Source organism: Paenibacillus sp. FSL W7-1332 (assembly GCF_037969785.1).
Classification (GTDB): Bacteria; Bacillota; Bacilli; order Paenibacillales; family Paenibacillaceae; genus Paenibacillus_AQ.
On sequence record NZ_CP150209.1, the window covers coordinates 1,751,876 to 1,771,526 of the forward strand.

Consider the following 19,651-nt stretch of genomic DNA (forward strand, 5'->3'; position numbering starts at 1 on the left):
AAGGAGTCATGAGTGACGATGATCGAAATTTTATTGGTGGATGACCATCCCTCGGTGATGGAGGGAACCAAGGTTCTGCTTGAGCAGGAAAAGGATATGTTCGTGAAGCTTGCCAATACGCCGGAGCGGGCACTGGAGCTGGTGAGCGCGCTGCATTTTGACGTGATGCTGATTGATATGCATATGCCGGGCATGAACGGAATTGATTTGGCCAAGCAGATCCTCCGGATTGCTCCGGACGCGGTAATGCTGATTTATACGGGCTTTGAAGTCAGCAATCATTTTAATTTGATTATGGAGGCCGGACTGGCTGGATTTGTCTCGAAAACGTCGGGCAAAGAGCAGTTGGTAACGGCTGTTCGGTGTGCGCTGCGAGGAGAGGTCGTTCTGCCGTTGACACTCGTGAAGCAGCTCCGCCGCGTTACCGCAAATGGTCCGGAACGGACAGCAGGCGCGCCGGCAGCCCAGTCTATAACCGATAAAGAATATAGTATTCTCAAGGAAATCGCTCGCGGAAAGAGCAACAAAGAGATTGCGGGGACGGTGATCATGAGCCAGCGTTCACTCGAGTACTGCTTAACCAATCTCTTTCAAAAGTTGAATGTGAAGTCACGTATAGAAGCTGCACTGAAGGCAAAGCAAATGGGAATCCTCTCGGATTCGGATTTTGTCCAGATAAGCTGATAGAAGGTTTACTCTTTTTTTCGTTTCAGATCATGAAGCAATGCATTCTTCGATATAATTTTAGGTGAATTCGCAATCATTCGACAACAATCGCAGGGCGGCCCGCAAAATTCTTGCGTGCTCACGCAAGAGAATTTCGGTTACGAACGGTATGTAAGTGTATATGCTTATGTTACTGGATGGATATAGTCTGTTAGTAGGAAGGGTGGTTACTTGCGGCATGACAAAGGACCTATTTGAATATGGTGTCGATGACCTCTTGTCACCGGAAGAGATTGAAGAGGTTTTGGCGCAGCTTGAAGAAGAATGGAATGAATTTAACAGCCGGAAGAAGCGAGGGTGACTCATAATGAAACGATGGAAGTCTTTGAAATCTCTGTTTGCAATGAAACTCCAGAGTCGTATGCTGCTTGTCATTTTGGGGTCGATCACGATTTTTCTAGCTGTCATGATGACTTATATCAGCATGACCACAACGGAGGAGGCTCTGGATTCGGCCAAGACGCTCGCGGTGACAACGAGTGAGAAGATTGGCGCTCTGGTACAAGCAGAGCTCGACGATGTGATGAACTCCGCACGTACATTGGCTGTAAGCTTTGTTGGAATGAAGGAGAGCGACACCACGAATCGCTCAGCCGTTAATGAAATATTGAGACGAAATCTGGAAGACAATCCTTCCTGGAAAGGGATCTGGACCTTATGGGAGCCGGATGCCTTTGATGGCCAGGATAACGAATACAGAAACAAACAGGGCAGTGACCATACGGGGCGAATGATGTCTTACTGGGCAAGAACGGAATCCGGCCTGGAACGTTCCGTCATCGAGGATTACGAGCACGAAGGGGAAGGTGACTTCTATCTCCTGGCGAAGAACAGCGGCAAGGAAATCATTATGGATCCGTACGTCTTCAAAGTAGGCAACGAAGATGTCATGATGACATCACTCGTTGTTCCGATTATCGATAACGGCAAGACCGTCGGCGTGGTTGGCGTCGATATTTCCCTGGCGCATTTGCAAAGCATAATGGAGCAGTTCCGATTGTTCGATACGGGTTATGCTCATATCTATTCGAATACCGGCGTGATCGTAACGTCACCGGAGGACGGATTGATGGGGCAGACGCTTGAGAAGGCATATCCTGGCAAGACGGTTCCTCTTATACTGGATGCGATTCGGGAAGGGGATGTCTATACCGAAGAAGATGCCGAGCTGTACAAGCTGTATACGCCCATTAAGACCGGATTGACGGAAACGCCATGGTCTGCCGCTATCATTATCCCGATGGATGAGATTACGGCGAAGTCGGATGCACTGATCATCTCCATTATCGTTGCTGGTGCAGCCACCTTGGTAGCTATGGCAGCTGTCGTAGTCCTGTTAACGAGATCCATCGTGAAGCCGTTGGGCGTTTCCGTTTCTATCGGCGAGTTCATGTCGAAGGGAGACTTCACGCAGGAGGTTCCTGCGGCTTATCTTCGCAGAGCCGACGAAATCGGCACATTGTCCCGAGTATTTGCGCAGCTGCTGGAGAGCATGCGGGAGATGATCGGCAGAGTGAACATGAACGCATCATCGGTAGCCGCCGCTTCACAGCAGCTGTCAGCTGGTGCCGAGGAACTGGCTGTTGGGAGCAGCAGTCAGGCTGAATCCGTGCAGACCGTCAGTGAGTTGTTCCATGAATGGTCGAATGCCATCAATTCGGTTGCAAGCGACGCCTCGGCAGCATCCGAGCTTGTAAATCAGACCTCCGGTATTGCAACGGAAGGCAGCGGCATCGTCCAGCAATCGGTGGAAGGCATGAATCGGGTACGGGATCAGGTTGCCAAACTCGAAGCGGACTCCCAGCGGATCGGTGAGATCATCGAGGTCATCGACGATATCGCCAAGCAGACCAACCTGCTTGCCCTTAATGCGACGATCGAGGCTGCTCGGGCCGGCGATCAAGGAAGAGGCTTCGCCGTGGTGGCGGATGAAGTGCGTAAGCTGGCCGAACGCAGTGGAGGGGCCACGAAGCAGATTGCCGATATCATCAAGGGCATGCAGAAGAATACGGCCGATAGCGTGGAGGCGGTGAATCAAGGCGTCATCCACACGGAAAAAGCCGGGGAAGCTTTTGCCTACATTACAAGCATGGTGAATGAATCGGCGGGCAAAGTGATGGATATTGCAGCAGCCAGCGAGGAGCAGGCAGCCCAGGCTGCCGAGGTGGCAAGCGCCATTGAGACGATATCTTCGTCGACGGAGGAAACGGCGGCTACAAGCGAGGAATCGGCTGCAACGGCACAATCGCTTGCCGAGCTTGCCGAAGAGCTGAACCATACCGTATCGGCCTTCAAAATCTCGTAGCACCACTGGCATATTGATGATAAGCTTGGCCTAAGGGCCAGGCTTTTTTTCATGCAAGGCATTGGCGGCCTGCTATCGCAAGAAAAACTACTTCTAACCGCGGTCTGTTTTTTGTAAGGACGTCGATAGATGTTTTTCTATGAATTGGAACTCCGTAATGCTTGGACAAAGGAGGAAAACGTGTGAATGGCAGCTTGTTTCAGCAGATGTTAGAAGAGGGGGATTACGTCCCGCGCTTTTACGCCTATTACTATAAGCAGTGGATGGATTATGAAATGCCTTACCATCAGCATGATTCAACCGAAATTATGTATATGATCTCAGGGGTATGCCGGATTGACGTGAAGGTAGGCGATACGGAAAAGAGTCTCACGCTGAAAAAAGGGGAGTTTATGGTACTGGATGCCGATGTCCCGCATCGGTTAATCGTTGAGCAGGCGGCCTCCTGCCGAATGCTGAATGTGGAATTCGGGTTTATGGAAACTGAAGGAAGGTCACTTTCTCTTAGGCAGATTGCCCGGGAGGAGCAAGAGGTATCTTTTCTGTTGAATCGGCCGTTTCCCTACTTGGTGTTAGTGGATCAAGAGGAGGTATATCCGGTGTTAAGGAGCCTCGTCCTTGAACTTGATCAAAGAGGGACTGAGGGCAGAATGATGACGCATATGCTGTTTATTCAGCTGCTTGTATGCATCGCCCGGCTGTATGATGAAAGGGAACGCAGCGAAATGCAGCAGAGCGAGTTCTACATTAAACGAAGCGTCGATTTCTTGCATCAGAACTATGACCGCAATATTCAGGTGAAAGACGTTGCCGCTGAGGTGAATCTGCATCCCGGCTACTTGCATCGAGTATTCCGCAGAGGGACGGGCAGAACAATAACCGAGTATCTGACCATGATTCGAATGGAAAAGGCCAAAATGCTGCTGGAGCAGACGGATATCCCCATCCATGAAATATCGGATTATGTGGGTGTTGGCAGCAGACAGTATTTTCATATGTTGTTCAAGAAGTATGCGGACACCACGCCGGTGGAATATCGGCTGCGGAAGGACCGCAATGCCTGGAAATACGGTGATCAGGATGCCGGAGCAGATAAGAAGTGAGGATTTTTGACTCAGAAGAGTTCAAGAGGTCATAATTTTGATAACGCTTTCTACCACTTGATTGTTACAATAACTACAATCTAATTTGCAGCTAAGGAGTGGATAGAATGTCATTTAAGGTTGCTTTTATCGGAGCGGGAAGCATCGGCTTTACCCGGGGAATTCTGCGTGACTTGTTGACTGTACCGGAGTTTAGGGATATCGAGGTCGCATTCACCGACATCAGCCAGCATAACCTGGATATGGTCACGGAATTGTGTCAGCGGGACATTATCGAGAACGGGCTGTCGATTGCGATTCAGTCCACCACGGATCGACGACAAGCCCTGCAGAATGCCAAATATGTCATCTGCACCATTCGCGTGGGTGGATTGGAGGCGTTTCGCACGGATGTGGACATTCCGCTGAAATACGGCATCGATCAGTGCGTAGGCGACACGCTCTGTGCAGGCGGCATTATGTATGGCCAGCGGGGAATCCCCGAGATGCTGAACATTTGCCGGGATATTCGCGAGGTGAGCGCGCCAGATGCACTGCTGCTGAACTATTCGAACCCGATGGCTATGCTGACATGGGCATGCAATCAGTATGGCGGCGTGCGGACGATTGGTTTATGTCATGGCGTGCAGCATGGGCATCACCAAATCGCCGAGGTGTACGGTCTAAAGAAACAGGAGGTCGATATTGTCTGTGCCGGAATTAACCATCAGACTTGGTATATTCAAGCCTCACATCAAGGCAAGGATTTGACGGCTGGACTGCTGGATGCGTTCGAACGGCATCCGGAGTACAGCAGGACTGAGAAGGTTCGCATCGATATGCTGCGACGTTTTGGATATTACAGCACCGAGTCCAACGGCCATCTAAGCGAATATGTTCCTTGGTACCGTAAACGGCCGGAGGAAATTATGGAGTGGATCGACCTCAGCAGCTGGATAAACGGAGAGACGGGCGGATATTTGCGAGTCTGTACCGAGGGACGCAACTGGTTCGAGACCGATTTCCCGAACTGGATGAAAGATCCGGCTATGGAGTACACGCCGGAGCAACGAGGAGAGGAGCATGGCTCCTACATTATTGAAGGCTTGGAAACCGGCCGGGTATACCGGGGCCATTTTAATGTGGTGAATCAGGGCATTATCTCCAATCTGCCGGATGATGCAATCATTGAGGCGCCGGGTTACGTGGACCGCAACGGCATTTCCATGCCGCATGTAGGGAATTTGCCGTTAGGGCCGGCTGCCGTGTGCAACGCAAGCATATCCGTGCAACGGCTAGCGGTTGAAGCGGCGGTTCACGGAGATGACAAGCTGCTTCGTCAGGCATTTATGATGGATCCGCTGGTCGGTGCGGTATGTAATCCGAAGGAAATTTGGCAGCTGGTCGATGAAATGCTGGTAGCCGGTGAAGCATGGCTTCCTCAATACGCGGCTTCGATCGCCGAAGCGAAGGCACGGCTAACATCTGACAATCTGATACCCACCCGTCCGTATGAAGGAGCAGCGAGACTCAAGGTGAAGACGGTGGAGGAGATGCAGCTCGACCGGGAAAAGGCGAACAAAAACGCAGGTGAATCCGACAAAGGGAAGGATCGCGAAAAAACGTTAAGCTGATTGCGCATTAACGAAGGTTTCAAACAACAGAAATACTTATGGTTTCATGAATGCGTATTATACAAACACTTGGGCGAGGATGATATAACGGACAAAAATCCGTTATAATTCCTCTGCCAGAAGTGTTTTTTTTCTGCATGCGGTTCATCTTTCACCTGCATATACTACGGATACATAGATATAAATTCGGATGGACAATCCCATACCTTAGACAGGTACACAGTTTGGGTAAAAATGGTTACAATTCAATTAGATAGGCAAAGCTCACCATTAAGGAGGCATGGGGATGATCATTGGGGTTCCCAAAGAAATCAAAAATAACGAGAGCCGTGTAGGCATGACGCCGGGTACGGTCGTCAGTTTCAGGAATGCCGGGCACGAAGTGCTTGTTCAATCCGGGGCAGGCCTTGGGATCGGATTTACGGATGAAGCTTACAGAGCGGCTGGAGCCAAGGTGGTTGCTTCGGCTGTCGAAGCGTGGAAAGCCGAGATGGTTGTGAAGGTGAAGGAACCCCTGCAAGAGGAGTATGAATACTTTCAAGAGGATATGATCCTATATACGTATCTGCACTTGGCCCCCGAGCCGGAACTGACCAAAGCACTGGTCGACCGTAAGGTGAGTGCCGTTGCTTATGAAACGATACAATTAACGGATGGCAGCTTGCCGCTTCTGACACCGATGAGTGAGGTGGCAGGAAGAATGTCCATCCAAATCGGGGCGCATTTCCTGGAAAAAGCACATGGCGGCAAGGGTGTCCTTCTAAGCGGCGTACCTGGGGTCGCACCGGGTAAGGTTACCGTTATCGGCGGCGGCATCGTTGGCACCAATGCGGCAAGAATTGCGCTGGGACTCGGTGCGGACGTCAGCATCCTCGATATTAATCCCGGCCGACTTCGTCAACTGGATGATCTTTTCCAAGGGCGGGTCAAAACGATTATGTCCGATCCGTATCATATTGCGGAATCGGTGAAGGCCGCCGACCTTGTCGTGGGTGCGGTATTGATCCCCGGTGCAAGGGCTCCTCGCCTCGTAACGGAAGAGATGGTAAAAGAGATGAGCCCGGGATCGGTCATCGTGGATGTGGCAATTGACCAAGGAGGCTCGATCGAGACGATCGACCGGATCACCACGCATGATAACCCGACTTATGAAAAGCATGGCGTTATTCATTATGCGGTAGCCAACATGCCGGGCGCCGTAGCGAGAACCTCCACCATGGCACTGACCAATGTAACGGCACCGTATGGGTTGAGAATAGCAAGTAAAGGGCTCCGGTCTGCCGCTCGTCATGATAAAGCGCTTGCCAAGGGCATCAATGTCATCGACGGCAAGGTAACCTATGAAGCGGTTGCGGCGGCTCATGGTTATGCGTATACCAGCATTGACGATTATTTGCTGGCATAGCGATAACAAGTTTTACAGCATGCAGAGCCATTTTTCATATACTTGACACGATACCAAGGTTTGACGTAAACCTTAGCGGTGCTTTCGCTCGGCCGCCGTGGGCAAAGCTGAAAAATGGCTTGTTATGTTGGTTAGACGCCTTCGCCTAGTTCAACATGAACAGGAGCTGATGCAGTTCCGTTTCCTTCAAATGCCTCCACTCCCCCCGTTCGAGCTGATCCAGTGTAATATTCATAATCCGAACACGCTCCAGCTTCAGGACTCTGTACCCCAAGGCTTTACACATTCTGCGGATTTGCAGATTAAGGCCCTGCGTCAAAATAATACGAAATACATCTTCGCTTTGCCTGTAAACCTTGCATGGTTTGGTTATGACGTCCAGGATTTCAACGCCTTGAGACATCGCTTGCATAAATTCGTCCGTAACGGGTTTGTCCACGGTCACCACATATTCTTTCTCATGATTATGCTCCGAACGCATCATTTTGTTCACAATATCTCCGTCGTTCGTGAGTAAAATCAACCCCTCAGATGCTTTATCCAACCTCCCGATGGCAAAAATGCGCGATGGATAGTTAATATACTGAACAATGTTTCCCGCCACATGCTCAGCTGCCGTACAGACAATACCGATGGGTTTATTGAGAGCCAGGTAAACCGCTTCGCTATCTTTATAAGGAATTTCCTTTCCATCTATCAACACGATATCGTGCAGCTCAACGTCCGCCCCTTTTTCACACACCTTGCCATTGATTGTAATGCGTCCGGCTGCAATCAATCGGTTGGTTTCTCTGCGCGAGCAATATCCCGTTTCGCTTATGTATTTGTTAATTCGCATGCTCCACCGCTTCTCATGTGTCATATTGCCACAGGTTCATTTTAGTTAGTTCAACTTCTCTTTTCCTTGATCTTTGTGAAATTTGGCATGCTCCAGCTGGGGAGATTCGCCAGCCGGAATTCCTCGAGCGATCCAGTTGGGAACATAACAGCTCCTCTGGCGGATCGAAGTGGTAACCGGGGAATATCGAGCCTAGTAAAAATCCTGCGACATGCTCTCTTCGTCTGCAACAGCCTGTATCTCCTCCGATCCGATGCTGATAAAGCGGTAGCCTTCGGCTGCCTGCTTCTTCAGGGCACGCTCTTTGATGAACTTGGGGCTGGCTTCGCCGTTATCTTCGTCATACACGAGCAGAATACCATCGGTTTTGCGGAGAAGCAGATCATCCCTGGCCGTAAACTGCCATGGCCCCTGATAAGGGCCCTTGCTGACGGGTGCATAGAAGTCTACCCCCTTCATCACTTCCTGGAAATAAGCTTTTTTATCGTCGTTCCATTGCTCCTCGGGATTCTGGTAGGCCGTCAGAATGGAGCATTTCAGGTTGGGGTATTGGGACTTTAGTTCGATAGCCGCTTCGATGGCCCATAGGTCCACGCCATATTGTCCTGGCGTGATGACCCACCGGAGGCCTTCCTCAAGCAGTGGAACCAGGCGATTGGCAATCGCCTTACGTATATAAGGTATGCCTTGGTGTTTGTTATTGTAAATACCGAGCTCGTGGGCCCGATATCCGGTAATCAGAATGTTTTCCAATCGAGCACGCTCCCTGACAAAGAATAGGTCTAGTGTACCTTTTTCGGAAATTTTGATCAATCGATGTTACAAATCGTATAGAATGGGGAAGTAACTCGGAATACATATTTTAGGAGGACATTCGATTGAAGAAGTGGACAGCAGCATTACTAGGGGCAATTTTGGTTATGAGTATGACGGCATGCGGTAAGGACAACAAAGCAGCAGATGACGCCGCAACGCCGCCAGCAACAGAACAAGGGACGACTCCTTCGACAGAGACGCCAGCTAAAGAAGAACCGAAGGAGGATGCTCTTCCGACTGCTGACGAGCTTCTCCAGAAATCGGCCGAAGCTTCCCAGAATTTGAAGAGCTTTGCGATGAAAGCCGATGTTAAACAGCATATCGTGGTTGAAGGCGAAGAGAAGCAGGAGCAGGATGTTAATATGTCGCTTGATTCGGAACTTACGCTCGAGCCGGTGGAGATGATGCAGAACGTCGTGATGGATTCTCCGGAAGGCAAGGTCGAGATGAAGCAGTATATAACGGAAGACGGTATTTACATGCTCATGGATGGTCAATGGATGCAGGTTCCGAAGGAATCGGAGCAGGAGATCCGTGATAGCCTGGATCCAAGCAGTGCGAGTCCGGAGCAGCAGGTAGAGCAGTTCAAGACCCTTGCTAAGGACTTCAAGGTAACGGAGGATGGAGACACATACGTCCTGACGGCGGATGTCTCCGGCGACAATCTGAAGGAGCTTGCCAAGTCCATGATGAGTCAAGCGGGCAACGATCCGCAGATGGAAGCCATGATGGATCAAATGGATATCAAGAGCATCCATATTATTTATGGCGTACAGAAGGAATCTTACCTGCCTGCAACAACCGATTTGGACATGGTGATGGCAATGGAAGCCGAAGGTCAGAAGGTATCCTTGGATATGAAAATGAAGAGCACCTACTCGAAGCATAACGAAATCAGTAAGATCGAAGTGCCGAAGGAAGCATTGAACGCGGAATAATGTTGTTCGGCAGATGATATGAGAGGAATATGAAATGACGATATTCCTCATGAGTAAGGCTGCCCCGATTCTGTAGATGACTACAGACCGGGGCAGCTTTGTTTTTATCCAAAGGTCTCATTTCAAGGGTTTGGTCAAGGCAGCGTTTGCCTCAAATAGAGAACGAGGAGTGGCATGAGTCGTGTTTGAATTCATGATCAGTAGCTCATATATTTTGGGACATCGCTATTTATGGTTTATCGACCTCCACAATGACGCTGTCGAACAGCTGACCGTTAATGGAGACCATAATGCGCCATAGTCCTGGCGAAGGCAGCGACATGGAGGTAGGTATTGCTGCATCGGCGCCGTTTAACGGAAAGGGCCGTAAACCGGCAACTTTAAAGACATCGATGATCTCGGACGTGTTTCTTTTTACAGCCGTAATGTGCAAGTCACCCGTTAATTCCTCGTCTCGCCCCCAGAAATGCCACATGTATTTATTAGGCTGATTTGCATTAAACCAACCCGGATGTATAAAACCCAAGCGACCTTCTACACCGGTCATGGCATAATTACCTGATCTAAAGCTCGGGCTCGGCTCCCAGCTGCTGTCCGGCACATCGACCACGATATCGCCGTACTTCTCCTGATCCACCATCACGTCGAAACGCCATAAACCGGAGAGCGGCAGGGCAAAGCGGGAAGATACTCGCGTAAAGTCATTGTATGCCATATCGGAGGAAATCTTCGTCTCAGCAAGCTCTTCTAGGGTAATTCCCGTATCCCGGTGTACGGCGGATATGCGAATGTTTTTCCCTTCAAGATCTTGAATGGGGGTCAGAAGATTCCACCAGGCACCGGCTGGAGAGCCCGCTGCATAATCACCGCCCGGAAATGCCTGAAGTTTAACTATGCCATCCTCCGAGTACACGCTGCGGGGAGCCCAATTGGCAGCATTTCCCCAACCCTTGATCGGGATCAGCTGTTGAATCACGGGTGATTCACGCCATCCCCATGCCGCCATGATTAGAAGAAGCATGAACACACTTGCGGTCGTAATACGCAGACGTGTTGGAGACCTCCGTTTTTTTCTGCCCATTCTTACAGAGCCATTAGCAGCGTTGTTTAATACGCTGGATTTCATCTCTTCGGTGAACATCGGCTCGTTAAATGGAGAAGAAGCGAGTTCCTGAATCCAATCGGGCCGCAGCTCTTGTTCGGTCTTCACTGGACATCCTCTCCTTTCAGCATCGTTTCCATTCGGGCTCGAGCCCGGTGCAGTCTGGATTTGATTGTTCCTTCGGATATGCCGAGCAGTTCCGCTATTTCTTTTCGCGGCAGCTGGTAATGGGATTCAAGGATCAACACCTCCCGGTATTTGGGCGGCAGCTCCAACACATACTTCCAAATCTGCGAGACGGCAGCAGCATCCATAAACTCTTTTTCAGCGGAAGGTTTGGTCTGCGTGGAAGTGATCCAGCCGGTTAATGATACCCTTGTCATATAGGAAGACTTGAGATAGTTCAGGGAAAGATTGCGGGTGATGGTTAACAGCCATGTTTTGACAGAGCTTCGGCCCTGAAAATCATTCCAGTGCTTAAATGCTCTCAAAAACACGTCCTGACTGATATCGTCAGCCGCATCTTTGCGTTTCGTTAGGAAGAATGCATAGTTCCATACGTCCTGGCCGAAGGACTCCATCCAATCGCTCAGCACGGTGCTCGCATCATTCACGGCCACCATCGATTTAAGGTACTCCAATAACATCACCTCGAATATTAGACAATTAAATAACGGATCGGTTCCCGAACTTCCCGCAAAAAAATTGAAACAATTTAATCTGCAAATCGTTGTATGAATAACAGGTATGCAGGAATCGAGGAAGGGGAGAAGTCCTATGCATTTATATTTTAAGGATAACTTTTTTAGCTCGGGTATAACAGATATTATGGATAGGGAAGGCAGTGTCATAGGACGTCTGGATTTGAAGAGCGCTTTTGGCTCCTCGCTGGACGTATATAACGCTTCTGGAGATCCGGTATGCAGCGGGTCGTTTCGATTCTTCTCGAACAAATGGAATATTACTGGCGGCAATGGGGAAGAACTGGGCCTGCTGCGCATGCGGATGAGCTTTTTTACGAAAAAATTCGAATACGATGCGGGATCGCGGGGCGTATACGAGATCACTTCGCCTGCTTTTTCCAATGAGTATGAAATAACGGATGATGCCGGAGGGGTCATCGCCTCTTTTTCCCGCATTAGCGGCTGGCTTCAAGCCGGAGCCTATCAGCTTCAGAATGAGAGCGACGTTCTTGGTGACTGGGAGCTTGTTGCCGTCGTGATGGGCATTCACCAGATACGCAAACGCAACAACAGCGCTGCCGCATCGAGCTCTCATTAAGCTCAAGGGGACCCAGATTTAGATGATGAGAGGAGGAAGCAGAGTGGATGAAGTCAGCGATCATCTGGATTATGGATTGACTCTTGTATTTATCGGTTTTAATCCGAGTTTGCGATCCGGGGAGGTCGGTCATCATTATGCGAACCCTCGCAACAATTTTTGGAGGATTCTGCATAAATCCGGTTTGACCCCGCGCTTATATGAAGCCGCTGAGGATGGGGAATTGCTTAAGCTAGGGTACGGATTTACCAATATTGTAGCCAGGCCCACAAGGGGGGCCGAAGACATAACCCGCGAAGAGTACAGACTCGGTAGAGAGACACTGCGCGAGAAGCTGGCCAAGTACAGACCGGAGGTTGCCTGCTTTGTCGGCAAGGGCGTGTATACCGAATTCAGCGGCAAAGCCAAGGCGGATTGGGGAATTCAGCCGGATTCCGTCATTGACGGCGTGCGTGAGTTTGTAGTTCCTTCTTCCAGCGGACTGGTGAGAATGCCCATGGATGAGATTATCGGAATTTATCGGCGATTGCATGATTTTATATCGAGGAATGAGTACTGAACAGGAGTGTACGACAAGAACCATTCATGAGTAGACAATGAAAAAGAGGAACGTCCAGGAGACCCGGTTGTCGGGTTCTTGGTGCTCCTCTTATAAATATAGAAAATATAAGCTTTCAGTGAAGCCGTTTAGGCTGCCATATTACGGACGCTTCAGCAGCGCAGGATCGATCCTCGGCACAAGCCCTTCATCGGCTGCGCGGTTCAGCAGGGCTGAAATCGCGGCATAGCCATCCTCGCCCAGCTCCGCGGTAAATGGATTGACGTACAGGTCGATGTGAGCATCGGCGACATCCGGGTCCATTTCCTGAGCGTGATGGAGGACATAGGCCCGAGAGTCCTCGGGATGTTGCCAGGCGTATTCGACAGAGGAGCGGATCCAGTTCGAGATGCTTGCCAGATCCAGCGACCTGCGGGCCACAATCGCTCCCAGAGGGATAGGCAGATTGGTATCGGACTCCCACCAGCTGCCCAGATCCGTCATCATCTTCAATCCATAAGACGAATAGGTGAACCGTGCTTCGTGAATGACCAGCCCGGCATCAATCGCTCCATCCCGGACAGCCGGCATAATCTGATCGAACGGCATCACCACGATTTCGCCAAGCCCTCCGGGTACGTTCTGTGCGGCCCACAGACGGAACAACAGATAAGCCGTGGAGCGCTCGCTTGGAACGGCTACCCGCCGGCCGGACAAATCCGCAGGGCTGTCAGGAGTTTTACCATCCGTCAGCTTGTCCGCTGTCAGAACGAGCGGCCCGCATCCGCGGCCAAGTGCTCCTCCGCAGGGCAGAAGGGCATATTCATCCAGCACCCAGGGGAGCGCGGCATAGGATATTTTTAAGATATCATGTTCTCGATCTTCGGCTGCCCAGTGATTGGTGATATCGATATCCGCATAGGATACATCCAGCTTGGGGGCGCCTGGAATCCGTCCGTGAACCCAGGCATGAAATACAAATGTGTCGTTGGGGCAAGGGGAAAAAGCGATTTTCATCGTAACACCTCCGGTAGTAATGAACTTGCGGTCTCAAGCGCCTGCAGCGCCTCCTTGATCTTCCATGCACTGCGGTCCCGCGGACCGACCTGATTGGAAATGGACCGGATTTCGAGCACGGGCACACCGACTGCAGCGGCAGCGGTGGCCACGCCGAAGCCCTCCATCGCCTCGGCTGCGGCGTCCGGTACCCGGTGGAGGAGACGTGCGGCCGTTGCGGCTGTTCCCGTCGTAGTGGAGACCGTCAGAACGGGCCCGAGGGTTACGGGAACGCCAGCATGTTGTAAGGCCTCCGCGAGTTTGCGGGCGGAATCCGGATGTGCCTGCACCCGATCCGTTCCGAAGCCGAGCTCCTGGACGCTGCTGAAGCCGTCTTCAGTTTCGGAACCGAGATCAGCGGCAATGATGGTGTCCGCAATAACGATGGAACTAACCTCAGCCTGACCGGCAAATCCTCCAGCGATACCTGCGCTGATAACCCAATCATAGGTGCCTTGAACCAACTTGCGGGCAGTCGCAGCAGCGGTTGCCGCTGGGCCGACTCCACCCGCGATGACATCAAATCCGTGAGCATGGTTAAGCCCGCGCTGCACGGCTTCTTTTTCAGCATCGACCGCCGTGACAATAAGTACGCGTGTGGATGACGGGTCTTGCGAGTTATGTGACTCGGTTATATCCACCGAGTTGGATGGGGTATGTTTCTGCATGTTATTTATCTCCTTCTTGGCTGTAACGATAAACATCGTTATCCTTTTACGTTATAACGTTCTTGTGGCGATGTAAAGTCTCGTGCATGTTAAGACTGGACTTTATCTGTAGCAGCAACTTTCCGATATAGAGTATAATGGACGGTAACTTACATACATCATGAGTAGATTCGGAGGTTGGATAGCTTTGCGTAAGAAGGGTGCGAACGGACAAGAAAGCCGGGCTAGACTACTGATTGTCGCTGCTAATGAATTTGCAAAGTCAGGATACCATCAGACCAAGATCAGCACCATCGTTTCTCGGGCTGGATTGACGCAGCCGTCATTCTATTTGTATTTTGAGAGCAAAGAAGCCGTGTTCAAGGAGCTGGTGGAGAAATTTCGAGCTGAGCTCAAGATCCTGCTCGAGGGCAGCAGATTGGAAAGCGGAATCGATGAGAATCATGTGACCGGCCGTTTGCAGAGCGTACTGACAGGGTTGTTCGCGTTTCTTGGCAAAGACCCGGATCTGACGCAAATCGGTTTTTTTATTGGGGATGACGCGGTGATCGTAAAGTCGGAAATGGCAGCCATGATTGAGCAAAATCTGAAAGCTGAGCAGCGGGACGGGTATTTTGACGGTGAATCCGATATGCATATCGTTGCGGAGTGCTTGGTCGGTGTCATTGAAAGACTGACCTCGCAGCAGCTTCTGACAGGCAAGCGGACTCCTGAGGATCTTGCGCGTCACGTGGTGAGTTTATTTATGCACGGTATCAGCATTTATCCAGCTAAGCGGGCTACATAAGGCAATGAAATTCAATGTACAAAAATAAGATAATTAACATATCAGAAACAGGCTGCAACATGGTTAGGTTTAACTGTGGACGGTCTGTTTTTTGCTGCCGGCCATAGCCAAATTTTAGCAAGGGTTTGATCTTTTTCAAAGAATTGCAGTATATTCATTATACGTTATGTAACCGATTGCAACTGAAGATGGCGAACGAAGGATCAAGGATCGGGGGACTTATTCATGAAGAAGATGATGCTGGTGTACGGTGCGCTTCTATTGGCTTTTTTCACCTATGTCTTCATGTACAGGCTGGAGGACAAGCGTTCTTCCGCTTGGGAGGAGGGCGGCCTGCACGGCAGCATGGGTGAGAATTATGTTATGGTGACTTTTCAATCCGGTATGGAATACTGGAAAAATATTCTGAAGGGCTTCGAGGATGGAGGGGATGCGCTAGGCGTAACTGTCGATTATCGCGGCTCTACACAATACGACGTGGAGGAACAGATCACTGTTCTGGAACAAGTGATTGCCAAAAAGCCTGCTGGTATCGCCCTGTCGGCCATCGATTCCAAAGCGCTGACGTCGACAATTAATAAAGCCGTGGATGCCGGGATCCCCGTCGTGCTGTTTGATGCGGATGCGCCTGACAGTAAGGCCTATTCGTTCCTGGCAACCAACAATTACAACGCTGGCGTTGCGGCCGCGGACAAAATGGCGCAGCTTCTCGGCCGGGAAGGGGAGATCGGGATTGTTACCCAGCCCGGGCAGCAGAATCATGATGACCGTTCCGAAGGCTTCAGGGACACTTTAGAGCAGCGATATCCCGGCATGTCCGTGGTGGAGATCAGGGAAGGCAAAGGGGATACCCTCGTTGCCAAAGAGGCTGCTGCCGACATGCTGGACAAGCACCCGGATCTCAAAGGGATCTTCGTAACGGAGGCCAGCGGCGGAATGGGCGTGGCGGATGCCGTGATCGGCGCGGATAAAGCAAACCGGATTACCATCATCGGATTCGATACGAATAAAGGAACGCTGGACCGGATTTCCGATGGAACCATCGCGGCAACGATCGCCCAGGGGACGTGGAATATGGGCTATTGGTCCTTGCAGTATTTGTTTCATCTGCATCATGGTCTTACCGTACCGGCCCCGACGCTCGGCAATGACGTATCTCCGCTTCCGACAAGGGTGGACACCGGGATTTCCATTGTGACCCGAGAGAATGTGAATGATTATTATGCAAAATAGAAACAGAGCGGAATCCTGGCGCGAAGGCATGTCGCGGTGGCTGCGGTTCGGGGATTTGCCGCTGAGATACAAGCTCGTCATTTTGTTCCTCATGGTTGGCATCCTGCCCTCAATCGCGCTGAGTGTCCTCGTCAATTGGACGGTTAACCGCATTGTGGATCAGCAGGTAACCTCGAACACCATTCAATTGATCGGAAAGGTCAATCAGACCTTGGACAATGATATGGAGAATCTCCAGAACATTACGTATTTGATCGGATTTGACCCGCGCACGGAACGATTTCTGAATGGGGAAATTCAAGGGGACAAGCCAGCCGTTGGAACCGAAGATACGGGTGATTCCGGCCCGCGAACCGCCTCGGTCAAGCAGGACAATGCGGAGAATTATGAGATTAAGCGGTACCTTCAAGGCTTCACGACGCTGTACCCGGAAATCGCCTCTATTCTTCTGGTCAATCGCGAGGGAGAGTATATCAGTAACGAAATGTACGTACGCAGTCCGGCAAGTTTGACGGAGGAAGAATGGTACCGCGAGGCTGTTTTAAATGAAGGGATTTTCACCGTGCTTGGCCATCCGGCAGAGCGTAATGTCACCACCCATGTTCATTACGGCAACGAGGAGCTGGTATCGGTCGTTCGCTCGATTGTGGATCCGGATACGAGGGAAGTAACCGGTGCGGTATTGATCGATTTGAAGCTGCGGGCAGTCGCGAGAGCGGTCCGGGATGTCACGCTTGGAAAAAGCGGATATTTGATGGTGGCAGAGGCCGGCGGCTCCAGCATCTATGCTCCGGAGGATTCCATCATTCCGTCCATTCCCCCCTCGTGGTTTCCGGAAGAGGACAGCGGCGCCTTGATCCGCGAGGTGAACGGGGAGCGTCTGCAATTGATATACGGCACCTCCTCATTTACCGGCTGGCGGACGATCGGCGTATTTCCAACCAGCGAATCGGTGTATGAGGTCCGGGAGATTCGTTTTTATATGATTTGTTTCTTGTTTGTGGTGTGCTTGTTTGGGGTTGCGGCATCCTATACGCTTTCACAGTCGATATCCAGACCGATCTGGCAGCTCATGTCCTTCATGCAAAAAGCCGAATCCGGGGATTTGACGACCCGTTACTGGGGAAACCGGCAGGATGAGGTGGGTATGCTCGGCCGCAGCTTTAACCGCATGCTTCTGCAGATTCGAAAGCTGATGAAGCTGAGCGAGCTGCGGGAAAAGCAGAAGCGCGAAGCGGAGCTGCGCAGCCTGCAGGCTCACATTAAGCCGCATTTTCTGTACAACACGCTGGATACGATTCATTGGATGGCCCGCAAGAAAGGGGCGGACGATGTATCGAATCTGGTGGAATCCTTGTCGCGGCTGTTTCGGATCGGGCTCAGCAAAGGGGATGATATCATTCCCATGTCCGACGAATGGACGCATATCAGCAGTTACCTGCAAATACAGAAAACGCGTTACCGCGACAGGCTGCAGGTTGAGATGGAGCTTTCGCCAGAGGCTGAGAAATTGTACGTGCTGAAGCTCTTACTGCAGCCGATCGTGGAAAACGCGATATACCACGGCATTAAGGCCCGTAGAGGGCCTGGGCGAATTGTCATCAAAGCCGAGGTGAACGGAGACGTTCTACTCCTTAGCGTCCAGGATAATGGGGCCGGCATGTCTTCTGATCGGCTGGAGGCGCTTCGCAAACAGCTTGCCGACCCGGTAACGGCCATGGAGGCGACGCCGGGAGAAGGGCTGGGCGGAAGCCGAAGCTACGGCATGCTGAATGTGCAGGCACGTATCAAGCTAACGTTCGGCGATGAGTACGGAATCACGATTGACAGTACAGAGAACGAGGGAACCACGGTAGTGATTACGCACCCGCTGGTGCATGCCGTTCCTTCGTCCTCCGATCATGATGGGAGAGACAGGTTATGAAGAAAGCGTATCAAGTCTTGATTGCCGACGATGAGCCGATTATCCGCGAAGGCATTCGGGATGCGGTCGACTGGGAGGGACTCGGCATGGAGGTGGCTGCCGAAGCGGAGGATGGCGAAGAGGCGCTGGAGCTTGCGCTCAGCCAACCAATTGACATTATGCTGGTCGATATGAATATGCCGTTCCTGGACGGCATCGGGCTTATGAAGCGGATGAAGGAAGAACGTCCCGAATGCCGGTTCGTCATTATTACCGGCCATGACGAATTTGCTTATGCGCAGGAAGCGATCCGGCTCGGGGTTAAGGATTATATATTGAAGCCGGTGAATGCGGATCACCTGATCCAGGTGCTGGGCAGCGTTCGGGATGAGCTGAACGACCATCAAATCCAGGAGAACTATCTTAAGAAGGCGTCCGAGCAAATCGAGAAGAACATTCCGCTGCTGCGGGAACGGTTCTGCCTCGAATGGATACATGGCCTGCTGGATGAGGAGGAGGCGCTCGAGCAGCTGGAATTCCTGGGACTGCCGCCTTGCCGTCCATCCCGGATCGGCATCGCCAGATGGACGGAGATGACGGCTCCGCAGCCTTTGATGAAGGAAAGCGACCGGCAGCTGTATCTGTTCGCGATGGAAAATATAATCGCCGAGCTGTTTCATCCCGCGCCCTGCGTTTTGTTCCGGGATCACACCGGATGGATCGGCATCTGCTGCTGGGGAGTAGCGGATTCGAACATTGCGGCCGATGCCGAGCAACTGATCCAGAAGTACTTAAAGCTGGCTGTGAATGTACATCTGGAGCCTGTTTCGGAAGAAGCGGACGGAGCGGTTGCAGCCGCCTATGAGGCTTGCCGGGAAGGGGTGTTCAAGGAGGCGCAGCTCTCTCCGCTGGTACGGCGGGCTCGCCAGCTCATCCAGGAGCAGTATGCCGTTCGGGAGCTGACGCTGGAATCCTTTGCCCATGCCTTGCAGGTTTCGCCCGTCTATCTGAGCCGGACGCTAAAGAAAGAACTGGGCACGTCTTTTATCACGCTCATGACCCAGACGAGGATTCAGAAAGCAATCCAGCTGCTCAACTCCACCGAGCTTAGCATCCTGGACATCGCGGAGCGGGTCGGGTATGACAGCCAGCATTATTTCAGCACGGCTTTTAAGAAGGTGATGGGGGTATCGCCGAACCGGTACCGCAAAGGGGCGACGGTTCAGGAAGAATAAGCGGTTGAGTGAAGGCGATAGCCTCTGTTTTGTTGGGATAACCAACTTAACAGAGGCTTTTTTTATGCAGGCAACCGCTTGAGACATGCTGTGTACGGAGCCGG

The 19,651-nt window shown here is 51.4% G+C and carries 19 protein-coding genes; 13 read left to right on the top strand and 6 right to left on the bottom strand.

The annotated features are described in order from the left end of the window. Positions 1-18: 18 nt before the first annotated feature. From MKX98_RS07440 to ald, 6 genes are all read left to right on the top strand, one after another. Positions 19-684 (top strand): response regulator transcription factor, encoded by a 666-nt coding sequence (locus MKX98_RS07440; protein WP_194541369.1) that lies wholly within the window; start codon positions 19-21, stop codon positions 682-684. Between the two features lie 220 nt (positions 685-904). Continuing rightward, positions 905-1,027 (top strand): hypothetical protein, encoded by a 123-nt coding sequence (locus MKX98_RS07445; protein WP_256720554.1) that lies wholly within the window; start codon positions 905-907, stop codon positions 1,025-1,027. 6 nt (positions 1,028-1,033) lie between these two features. Next, positions 1,034-3,031 carry a methyl-accepting chemotaxis protein gene (locus tag MKX98_RS07450; protein ID WP_339222381.1) on the top strand — a complete coding sequence of 666 codons (1,998 nt, stop codon included), beginning with the start codon at positions 1,034-1,036 and terminating at the stop codon, positions 3,029-3,031. A 182-nt stretch (positions 3,032-3,213) separates the two neighbouring features. After that, positions 3,214-4,134: an AraC family transcriptional regulator gene (locus MKX98_RS07455; protein ID WP_194541371.1), complete on the top strand. Its 921-nt coding sequence runs from the start codon at positions 3,214-3,216 to the stop codon at positions 4,132-4,134. A gap of 107 nt (positions 4,135-4,241) precedes the next feature. After that, positions 4,242-5,747: an alpha-glucosidase/alpha-galactosidase gene (locus tag MKX98_RS07460; protein WP_339222383.1), complete on the top strand. Its 1,506-nt coding sequence runs from the start codon at positions 4,242-4,244 to the stop codon at positions 5,745-5,747. Positions 5,748-6,033: 286 nt separating this feature from the next. Next, positions 6,034-7,152 carry an alanine dehydrogenase gene (ald, locus tag MKX98_RS07465; protein WP_339222386.1) on the top strand — a complete coding sequence of 373 codons (1,119 nt, stop codon included), beginning with the start codon at positions 6,034-6,036 and terminating at the stop codon, positions 7,150-7,152. A gap of 145 nt (positions 7,153-7,297) precedes the next feature. On the opposite strand, the gene MKX98_RS07470 is transcribed toward ald, so the two are convergent. Next, entirely contained in the window at positions 7,298-7,990 is a 693-nt protein-coding gene (locus tag MKX98_RS07470) for a pseudouridine synthase (RefSeq protein WP_339222387.1), read from the bottom strand. Positions 7,991-8,182: 192 nt separating this feature from the next. Next, positions 8,183-8,743, bottom strand: coding sequence for a DUF1273 domain-containing protein (locus MKX98_RS07475; protein ID WP_220686224.1), 561 nt, complete (start codon positions 8,741-8,743; stop codon positions 8,183-8,185). A 125-nt stretch (positions 8,744-8,868) separates the two neighbouring features. Between MKX98_RS07475 and MKX98_RS07480 the strand changes: the two genes are divergently transcribed. Further along, positions 8,869-9,744: a DUF6612 family protein gene (locus tag MKX98_RS07480; RefSeq protein WP_339222389.1), complete on the top strand. Its 876-nt coding sequence runs from the start codon at positions 8,869-8,871 to the stop codon at positions 9,742-9,744. A 229-nt stretch (positions 9,745-9,973) separates the two neighbouring features. Here MKX98_RS07480 and MKX98_RS07485 read toward each other — a convergent pair whose 3' ends face one another. Both MKX98_RS07485 and MKX98_RS07490 read right to left on the bottom strand, forming a co-directional pair. After that, complete coding sequence (locus MKX98_RS07485) at positions 9,974-10,954, bottom strand: DUF4871 domain-containing protein (protein ID WP_339222390.1); 981 nt, start codon at positions 10,952-10,954, stop codon at positions 9,974-9,976. Then, positions 10,951-11,469 carry a sigma-70 family RNA polymerase sigma factor gene (locus MKX98_RS07490; protein WP_339224353.1) on the bottom strand — a complete coding sequence of 173 codons (519 nt, stop codon included), beginning with the start codon at positions 11,467-11,469 and terminating at the stop codon, positions 10,951-10,953. The genes MKX98_RS07485 and MKX98_RS07490 overlap by 4 nt, the downstream gene beginning before the upstream one ends. Positions 11,470-11,623: 154 nt before the next feature. On the opposite strand from MKX98_RS07490, the gene MKX98_RS07495 reads away from it, so the two are divergent. Beyond that, positions 11,624-12,127 carry a hypothetical protein gene (locus tag MKX98_RS07495; RefSeq protein ID WP_339222392.1) on the top strand — a complete coding sequence of 168 codons (504 nt, stop codon included), beginning with the start codon at positions 11,624-11,626 and terminating at the stop codon, positions 12,125-12,127. A gap of 43 nt (positions 12,128-12,170) precedes the next feature. Then, positions 12,171-12,686, top strand: coding sequence for a mismatch-specific DNA-glycosylase (locus tag MKX98_RS07500; protein ID WP_339222394.1), 516 nt, complete (start codon positions 12,171-12,173; stop codon positions 12,684-12,686). Between the two features lie 141 nt (positions 12,687-12,827). Here MKX98_RS07500 and MKX98_RS07505 read toward each other — a convergent pair whose 3' ends face one another. Both MKX98_RS07505 and MKX98_RS07510 read right to left on the bottom strand, forming a co-directional pair. Beyond that, complete coding sequence (locus MKX98_RS07505; RefSeq protein WP_071223528.1) at positions 12,828-13,682, bottom strand: 1,4-dihydroxy-6-naphthoate synthase; 855 nt, start codon at positions 13,680-13,682, stop codon at positions 12,828-12,830. Continuing rightward, positions 13,679-14,389: a futalosine hydrolase gene (locus MKX98_RS07510; protein ID WP_194541380.1), complete on the bottom strand. Its 711-nt coding sequence runs from the start codon at positions 14,387-14,389 to the stop codon at positions 13,679-13,681. Before MKX98_RS07510 ends, MKX98_RS07505 begins: the two co-directional genes overlap by 4 nt. Positions 14,390-14,576: 187 nt before the next feature. On the opposite strand from MKX98_RS07510, the gene MKX98_RS07515 reads away from it, so the two are divergent. The 4 genes from MKX98_RS07515 to MKX98_RS07530 all read left to right on the top strand — a co-directional run bounded on the left by MKX98_RS07515 (position 14,577) and on the right by MKX98_RS07530 (position 19,547). Next, entirely contained in the window at positions 14,577-15,176 is a 600-nt protein-coding gene (locus MKX98_RS07515; RefSeq protein WP_194541381.1) for a TetR/AcrR family transcriptional regulator, read from the top strand. Positions 15,177-15,401: 225 nt separating this feature from the next. Next, on the top strand, positions 15,402-16,409 hold the full coding sequence (locus MKX98_RS07520) for a substrate-binding domain-containing protein (protein ID WP_194541382.1): 1,008 nt from the start codon (positions 15,402-15,404) through the stop codon (positions 16,407-16,409). Next, a complete protein-coding gene (locus MKX98_RS07525) occupies positions 16,399-18,333 on the top strand; it encodes a sensor histidine kinase (protein ID WP_339222399.1) in 1,935 nt (644 codons plus the stop codon). The genes MKX98_RS07520 and MKX98_RS07525 overlap by 11 nt, the downstream gene beginning before the upstream one ends. Continuing rightward, on the top strand, positions 18,330-19,547 hold the full coding sequence (locus MKX98_RS07530) for a response regulator (RefSeq protein WP_339222401.1): 1,218 nt from the start codon (positions 18,330-18,332) through the stop codon (positions 19,545-19,547). The genes MKX98_RS07525 and MKX98_RS07530 overlap by 4 nt, the downstream gene beginning before the upstream one ends. Positions 19,548-19,651: the final 104 nt, after the last annotated feature.